The sequence below is a fragment of the uncultured Paraglaciecola sp. genome, from assembly GCF_913058035.1.
Taxonomy (GTDB): domain Bacteria; phylum Pseudomonadota; class Gammaproteobacteria; order Enterobacterales; family Alteromonadaceae; genus Paraglaciecola.
On the sequence record NZ_CAJXPA010000217.1, the window covers coordinates 1 to 5,879 of the forward strand.

The window sequence follows — 5,879 nt, forward strand, 5'->3', positions numbered from 1 at the left end:
CTGTAAACATCAGGTAATAACGGTCATCTTTAATAAAATAATAGGTTTCATATTTTATAAGTAACTATTAAATTTTATCTTGAGTCGAAAACAGAATAAGCATCTGGTGATCAAGTGTAACGATGTTAAAAAGCAGAAGCATGTGGAAAGTGGCTAGTTCAGAAAAAGATAAGCATAGAACATTAAGGTGTTTGAGCCTCATTCACTGATTAGTGAAGAAAGGTTACTAACTAATTTTTTTATCTTTGTGAAGCCCGGGTCAGCAAGAAAATATCCTGTTGCGAGGCGATAGGAAGTAAATTACTTAAATAAGAGGTCAAAATCAGTTGACAGCATGTGCAGTAAGTTAATCCCTGCACTGTGCTTGTTATTTGTGTTTCGACCAATCTTTTTTTAGTCCAAAGTTCAAAGCTGGAAACTCTCAGTTTCTTCACTCATCATTCACTTACTTTTCACTTATTCTTCAGCGTCTTCCTCTGGCTTTAAAACCGCTCTAGGCTTTCGCTTCATAGGCATATCACCAGCGTCTTTGCCTTGCATGGTTTTGACGCGACTTGGTGCTTGTTGAGGTTTTTTGCCTTGATTAACCTTCTTATCGGTTGATTTGTTACCTAACGCTACTTTAGCCTTAGGTGGCCTCAAGCCCTTAAATTTAGCGACTAGGCCTTCAATTTCGTTAAACTCAATGGTTTGTTGCATAAAGCTTTTTATGGCTAAAAAACTAAACCAATCTTTTGGTCCAACAAAAGATACCGCTTGACCCTTGTTACCAGCTCGCCCAGTTCTGCCGACTCTGTGCACATATTCATCTGCTAGTTTGGGCAGGTCAAAATTCACAACCAAAGCAACATTTAGCAGGTCTAAACCGCGAGAGGCGATATCAGTCGTGACCAAAATGTGGTGCTGACCTCGACCAAACTCACTCATGATGTTATTACGTTGACCTTGGGTTAGGTCACCGCTTAGGGCAACTGCGTGTAAATGTTGCTCTTTGAGTATAAGGGTCAGCCTTTCTGTATCTGCGCGTGTGGCAGTGAATACGATGATTTGGCGATATTCTTTCTGGTTGATCATATGACTTAACAATAATTCTTTGTGAGTCACGTGATCGGCTAAATAAAACTTTTGTTGAATGTCTTTATGTTCTTCACCAGCAGAACCAACACTGATACGTTGTGGGCTTTTTAATAGTGTCTGGGTCAACTCATGCAAAGCCGCACTATCTAGGGTCGCAGAAAACATCATAGATTGGCGTTTGCGGTGATCTGCTGCTTGATTGATAAGTCTAAGTTGTGTGGCAAAACCCAAATCTAACATTCGATCTGCTTCATCTAATATCAACATCTCAAGACCGTTTAAGAATAACGATTTCCCTGCAAGGTGATCGGCCACACGGCCTGCGGTACCCACAATAAATTGCGGATGATGTTTAAGGGCTTTTACTTGGTCATTAAAATTTTCACCACCTAATATCAAAGCCGCTTTTAGCTGCTGTTTAGCAATGAGTCCTTTGAGCTGCAAAAAAACTTGCTTTGCGAGTTCTCGGGTAGGCGCTAAAATAAGCACTCTAGGATCTCTTCGACTTAGAGGCTGCTTAGTTAACACCCTATGTACTGCTGGTAATAAAAACGCAAGTGTTTTACCAGAGCCTGTTTTGGATGAGGCAATTAAGTCCTTACCCATTAAGCCATAAGGGATCGCCTTACTTTGGATTTCCGTCGGTGTATCAAGCCCTTTTATTTCAAGGGCTTTTAATAGATTATGATGTATTGGAAGGTCGGTAAATTGCAAAAGACACGCTCTAAAAACTAATATGCTGACAATTATACAAGGCTGATGTCAATTGTGTCAGTTTATTTTAAAACATCATTTCAGGTATGTTCCCTTGCACCACTAATTTGCCTGCTGTTTTAGTTCTAATTTCATCTACTGAGATGCCCGGCGCTCTTTCAACTAAATGAAACGCGCCATTTTTTACTTCGAGCACAGCTAAGTCGGTGATAATTTTGTTAATACAATTAACCCCAGTTAAAGGTAATGAACACTGTTCTAACAACTTTGAATGTCCATGTTTATCTGCATGAGTCATGGTCACAATGATATTTTGCGCGCCTGCCACTAGGTCCATCGCGCCGCCCATGCCTTTGATAAGTTTGTTTGGGATCATCCATGAAGCAATGTTGCCACAACAATCTACTTCAAATGCTCCAAGTACTGTTAGGTCGACATGTCCTCCGCGGATCATCGCAAAACTTTCTGCTGAGTCAAAAATAGATGCGCCTGTTGCTGCAGTGACGGTTTCTTTTCCAGCATTGATCATATCTGCATCGACTTGTTCTTCATTGGGATAGGGCCCCATGCCAAGTAAACCATTTTCTGATTGCAACATAACTTCGATATTATCTGCTACATAATTGGCAGCCAGGGTAGGAATACCGATACCTAAGTTGATATAATGTCCATCACCAAACTCTTGTGCGACACGCATGGCTATTTGTTCTCTGCTTAATGACATAATAATGACCTATTGATTACTGGTAGCTGTTGAAAGGATTTTACGTTCTATACGCTTTTCAAAGTTGCCCACGATTACCCTGTCAACGTATATGCCTGGTGTGTGTATTTCACTGGGAGAAAGTTCACCTGGTTCTACTATTTCTTCAACTTCAACAACCGTTATTTTACCTGCGGTAGCTGCCATAGGGTTAAAGTTCTGTGCGGTATGGCGATAGATACAGTTACCGTAACGGTCAGCTTTATATGCTTTTATAATGGCAAAATCACCTGTAATCGATTCTTCAAGAATATAATCACGTCCATTAAATTTTCTAGACTCCTTACCTTCACCTACCGGTGTGCCGAAGCCTGTAGCGGTATAAAATGCAGGAATACCTGCACCACCCGCACGCATTTTTTCGGCTAATGTACCTTGAGGTGTTAATTCAACTTCTAGTTCGCCATTTAACAACTGTTGTTCAAATAGGGAATTTTCACCCACATAAGACGAAACCATTTTTTTGATTTGTTTGTCTTCAAGCAATAAGCCCAACCCGAACCCATCAACACCACAGTTATTTGATACAACCGTTAAACCTTTTGTATTCATCTTTTTGATTTGCGCAATTAAACCTTCAGGAATGCCGCAAAGACCAAATCCGCCAGCTATGACTGTCATATTGTCCTGTAAGCCGGCCATTGCCGTTTCGTAACTGTCTACTACCTTGTTAAAACCTGCCATGATTAAATCTCAATCTAAATACTGTACTACAGTGTAAAAGATACTTTTAAATAGTAAAATTGAATTAATGTCTGTATTAATAGATTTTATTTATCAATTTATTATTATGAGTATAAGTAGCTATGCATAACGTATCTTTTCGACAACTTCAGATTTTTGTGTGTATTGCGCAATCTCACACATTTGCCCAGGCTGCTGGAAAAATGTGCTTATCGCAGCCAGCTTTATCTTCGGCAATAAAAAAAATGGAATCACAGTTAGGAGGGTCACTGTTCTCACGTACCACTCGTAAAGTTGAGTTAAGCCCTGAAGGACAGCAATTTTTACCCGTTGCAGTTAGACTTATTGGCGATTGGCAAGATGCGTTTTCAGACTTACATAATCTTTTTTCATTAGGCAGAGGCAAGTTATCGATAGCCGCTATGCCTTCATTTGCTGCTGGATTGTTGCCGGGTATTTTGCAACAGTTTAAAGCTGAGTTTCCCAATATTAAATTATCAGTGACTGACGTGGTGATGGAGTCTGTGATAAAAGATGTTCAAGCGGGTAGGGTTGAAATTGGCTTTTCATTCGAACATGAAAAAATGGACGGATTAGAATTCCACCCTATTCTTACCGATAATTTTATTGCAGTCCTACCAGTTAATCACCCTTTGAGTGAACATCAGGTTTTGTCTTGGTCACAAATTGCCTTATATCCCTTTGTCGCCATGAATAAGGGATCAGCTATTCGCCAGTGGATTGATTCATTTATGGTAATTAATCATTTGTCACTAAATATAGTGGTTGAAGCGAGTCAACTTGCCACTTTAGGTCAGTTTGTGAAACATGACCTCGGCGTGTCCGTAGTTCCAGCTTTATGCCAAGAACAAATGCTCAGTAAAGAGCTGCTTTGTTTGAGGATCCATCAGAGTGGTTTAAGCAAAAGAGTAGGAATTATTCGTCAAAAAAACGCTAATTTATCTTCAGTAGCCACGTCATTCTGGCAATGGACGGTGAACAATATTTCGTACCCAAGTTAAGCTAATACTGGTCAGCACCGAATTGCGTTACCATTTTTTCTTGTGCGCAAACAATTCGTCAAGATCGTTTTTTTCGGATTTTTCTTTTTTGGCTACATCTCGGATGTTTGTAGTTTTTAGGTTCACCTCGATATTATCTAATTGATTCTCTAATTGTGCTTTTTTTGTAGTGATGTATTCATCTGGATTAGGTTGGGCAGCAAGAGCACCAATAGCCTTTTCCAGACACTGCCTCGCAGAGCCTAATTGATCCTTCTTAATTGCATTTTCTCCGCGTCTTATTAACGTTTCGACGTTAGCACGAAGTTGCAGCCGTTCAAGCAATTTGTCTTCGGCTAAAAACACTCTACTTTCAAGACGATTTTTCTTAAATTCAGCTCGTAATAACGCTCGCAAAGTTTTGATACCACGAATAAATTGAATAACTTGTTTATCACCTTCAGGCAATTTAAAACTATCTTCTGGAGGAGGAGAATCATTAACGTCAATGCTTTTTAAAATAGCTTCCGTATTTTTTATTGTTTCGTTTGTATTTACTAATTTATCACCCATTTGATTAGCCATTTTCATAGCAGGTAAAATTCTTCGCTGCATAATAAAAATTAATTTTTGGGAAATAGGTATTTGTTCTGCAGCTGACAATGCGGCTTCAGTGATATCAATAATGACTTTTTGTTTGGATAATTCAGTCCTACGGTTGGCTTCTAATTTATTTTTGTGTTGTTGGAATGCACTCACAATAATACCTATTAAAACTAATGAGAGGATCAACATTATTATTATTGTAAATAACATAATTCTATAATTTTTCCACACTTTGGGTTCATTACCCGGTGCTGTTGCAGTAAATTAATTTATTAATTGTCTAAGGTAATGTTAAGACAAAAACCCCACCACCTAAACTTCCACCATTCTTCAAGGATATTTTACCCTTATTATCTCCTTTGGTGTGTGCTTGAGCAATTAACCTGGCAAAAAACAAACCCAAGCCAGTTCTTCCTTGGCTGATATCAAAGTGTTGAATACTCATATCATGAGCTTCCAACATAGCTGATGGGTAACCGGGACCATCATCTTCCACTTTAAATACCAGCTGTTCATTTTTAGTATATACACTCAATTGTATCTTTTTTTGACCATATCGCATTGCGTTTATTAATACATCATTCAGCAAAATACCAATCAAATCTGCATCTAAGTACCATATTAAATTGGCTGACTGATTCACTTCTAAAATCATATTTTTGTGTTTTAAATAAATTTCATTAGTATCTACTAAATTCTCCATTAAATCTCGAACATCATACTCATCTATATTAAGAGGCAGGTTATTTAATCTAGTTCGATACAAACACAATAATTGTACTAGTCCAGTATTTAGTCTAGAGGCCTCATAATGGACTGAGGCTAAATTATTTTTTGATAATAAATCTGTATCTACCAGACTATTTCCTAAATTTTCGATAGATTGCATTATGAGACATATAGAATTCTTCATATCGTGAACAGCGGAACCTAATACAGCTGAGAAATCAATGGATTCATCATCTCTAATCATAGAATGTTTCTGATGGATATATTAACAATACAAACATAATTTTGTCTTCACACTATAAACT

6 protein-coding genes are annotated in these 5,879 nt (G+C 38.2%); 1 reads left to right on the top strand and 5 read right to left on the bottom strand.

From position 1 onward, the window contains the following. Positions 1-456 precede the first annotated feature (456 nt). From QZ562_RS18740 to QZ562_RS18750, 3 genes are all read right to left on the bottom strand, one after another. The gene (locus tag QZ562_RS18740) at positions 457-1,791 is read right to left on the bottom strand and encodes a DEAD/DEAH box helicase (RefSeq protein WP_293763603.1); all 1,335 of its coding nucleotides are present in this window, start codon (positions 1,789-1,791) and stop codon (positions 457-459) included. A 67-nt stretch (positions 1,792-1,858) separates the two neighbouring features. Further along, positions 1,859-2,515, bottom strand: a complete 657-nt coding sequence (locus QZ562_RS18745) for a 3-oxoacid CoA-transferase subunit B (protein WP_293763606.1) — start codon at positions 2,513-2,515, stop codon at positions 1,859-1,861. A gap of 9 nt (positions 2,516-2,524) precedes the next feature. Then, positions 2,525-3,238, bottom strand: coding sequence for a CoA transferase subunit A (locus QZ562_RS18750; RefSeq protein ID WP_293763609.1), 714 nt, complete (start codon positions 3,236-3,238; stop codon positions 2,525-2,527). A gap of 122 nt (positions 3,239-3,360) precedes the next feature. On the opposite strand from QZ562_RS18750, the gene QZ562_RS18755 reads away from it, so the two are divergent. Continuing rightward, positions 3,361-4,260, top strand: coding sequence for a LysR family transcriptional regulator (locus tag QZ562_RS18755; protein ID WP_293763612.1), 900 nt, complete (start codon positions 3,361-3,363; stop codon positions 4,258-4,260). 27 nt (positions 4,261-4,287) lie between these two features. Here the strand turns inward: QZ562_RS18755 and QZ562_RS18760 are convergent, their stop codons facing one another. Then, a complete protein-coding gene (locus QZ562_RS18760; RefSeq protein WP_293763615.1) occupies positions 4,288-5,076 on the bottom strand; it encodes a hypothetical protein in 789 nt (262 codons plus the stop codon). 49 nt (positions 5,077-5,125) lie between these two features. After that, a complete protein-coding gene (locus QZ562_RS18765) occupies positions 5,126-5,818 on the bottom strand; it encodes an ATP-binding protein (RefSeq protein ID WP_293763618.1) in 693 nt (230 codons plus the stop codon). Between the last annotated feature and the right edge of the window lie 61 nt (positions 5,819-5,879).